This window comes from Kitasatospora sp. NPDC059571 (genome assembly GCF_042735675.1).
GTDB lineage: Bacteria > Actinomycetota > Actinomycetes > Streptomycetales > Streptomycetaceae > Kitasatospora.
In genome coordinates, this window is the sequence record NZ_JBHWBW010000759.1 from 1 (window position 1) to 2,047 (window position 2,047).

Below are 2,047 nucleotides of genomic sequence, written 5' to 3' on the forward strand. Positions count from 1 at the left end.
AGCCGCGGGGGGGGTGGGGGGGGGGGGGGGGGGGGGGTGTGGGGGGGGGTGTTGGGGGGGGGGGGGGGGGGGGGGCGCGAGCGCCCCCGGGGGGCGCCGCGGCGCGCGCGCCCCCCGCGCGCGAGAAAAACCCGCCACGACCGCGCGGCGGCCCCGGGCGCCCGGGGGGGCGCGGGCCTCCGCCGGACGAACTCCTGGGACCGGGTCTGCGTCGGCGGCTTCTCCGACGGCCGCCTGGCCGCCGTGCGCGCCGCCGCCGGCCCCCGGCTGGCCACCTCGCTCGGCCCGCGCGAGGTGGCCCGGCTGCGGCTGCGCTCGCTGGCCGGGCCGCTGCTGCGCGGCCGTGGGGCACCGTTCGCCGGGCTCTGTGCCCAGGTGCCGGAGCGGCACCGCGGCGTGCCGGTCGTCGACCGGGCCTTCGTCCGCGCCGCCCACCGCCTCGGCCTGCAGGTGCACGTCTGGACTGTGGACGATCCCACACGGATCAGGTCTCTCCTCGACCTGGGTGTGGATGGCATCATGGCCGATCGCATCGACGTCCTGCGGGACGTCCTCGGTGAGCGCGGCTGCTGGAACGACGGCAGCACCGGCTCCAGCACGGAGACAGGAGCCCCATGAGCACCGCTGCCCATCTGCCCGACCGGGCGCCGGACCGGGTACCGGACCACCCGGCGACCACCGCCGAAGGCCGTGCCCTGCGCCGGATGCAGTTCGGCTGGTACATCAACGACTGGGCCAACGCCGCCTTCTCGGCCACCGTCCTGACGGTGTTCCTCGGGCCGTACCTGACCTCCGTCGCCAAGAACGCCGCCGACGCGGCCGGCGACGTGCACCCGCTCGGCCTCTCGATCCGCGCGGGGTCGTTCTTCCCGTACACGGTCTCCTTCTCGGTGCTGGTGTCGGTCGCGGTGATGCTGCTGACCGGCACCGTCGCGGACCGCACCGGGCGGCACAAGGAGCTGATGTGCGGCTTCGCGTACGTCGGCGCGATCGCCACGATGGGGATGTTCTTCCTCGGCGGCGACCACTACCTGCTGGGCGGGGCCCTGCTGGTGGTCGCCAACATCGCGTACGCGGTGTCGGTCGCCCTCTCCTACGCCTACCTCCCGGGCCTGGCCGCCCCCGACGAGCGCGACGCGGTCTCCTCCAAGGGCTGGGCCTACGGCTACGCGGGCGGCGGGCTGCTGCTGATCGCCAACCTGGCGCTGTTCGAGGGCCACGACGGGCTGGGCCTGTCCTCCGGCACCGCCGTGCGGATCTGCCTGGCCTCGGCGGGCCTGTGGTGGGCGCTGTTCACGATCGTCCCGTTGCTGCGGCTGCCCTCCCGGGCCGGTGCGGCCCCCGACCCTGCCGCGGCCGCGCCGGACCGGCCCACCGCCGGCAGCCTGCGCGAACTAGCCCGCACCCTGCGCGGCATGCGGCAGTACCCGCTCACGCTGCTCTACCTGGGCGCCTTCCTCTGCTACAACGACGGCATCCAGACCGTCGTCTCCCAGGCCTCGCTCTACGGCAGCGAGGAGCTCGGCATGGACCAGACCTCGCTGGTCGCCGCCGTGCTGCTGGTCCAGATCGTGGCGATCGGCGGCGCCCTGCTGCTCGGCCGGATCGCCGGCCGGTACGGTGCCAAGCGGACCGTCCTCGGCTCACTGGTCGCCTGGGTGCTGACCCTCGCCCTCGGGTACGTGATGCCCGCCCACCGGCCGATCTGGTTCTTCGCCCTGGCCTGCATGATCGGCCTGGTGCTCGGCGGCAGCCAGGCGCTCTCCCGCTCGCTGTTCTCGCACCTCGTCCCGGCCGGCAAGGAGGCCGAGTACTTCAGCTTCTACAAGAACAGCGACCGCGGCACCAGCTGGATGGGCCCGCTGGTCTTCGGCCTGGCGTACCAGATCACCGGCAGCTACCGCTCCGCGATCATCTCCCTGCTGGTGTTCTTCGTGATCGGCTTCGCGGTGCTGGTGAAGGTCCCCGTCCGCCGCGCCATCGAGGCCGTCGGGAACCCCGCCCCCGAGCGGTTGTAGCGGCCCGCCCCCACCGCGGGCGGGACCCC

2 protein-coding genes are annotated in these 2,047 nt (G+C 74.5%); both read left to right on the plus strand.

Annotation, left to right across the window (positions count from 1 at the left end; genetic code table 11):
- Nucleotides 1-243 precede the first annotated feature (243 nt).
- Nucleotides 244-618, plus strand: coding sequence for a glycerophosphodiester phosphodiesterase family protein (locus ACFV0G_RS38730; protein WP_380558405.1), 375 nt, complete (start codon nucleotides 244-246; stop codon nucleotides 616-618).
- An 86-nt stretch (nucleotides 619-704) separates the two neighbouring features.
- On the plus strand, nucleotides 705-2,018 hold the full coding sequence (locus tag ACFV0G_RS38735; RefSeq protein WP_380558408.1) for an MFS transporter: 1,314 nt from the start codon (nucleotides 705-707) through the stop codon (nucleotides 2,016-2,018).
- The last annotated feature ends 29 nt before the right edge of the window (nucleotides 2,019-2,047 follow it).

Excerpts from the sequence above, each read along its gene's own strand:
- ACFV0G_RS38735 (WP_380558408.1), top strand. The coding sequence starts at position 705 with ATGCAGTTCGGCTGGTACATCAACGACTGGGCCAACGCCGCCTTCTCG.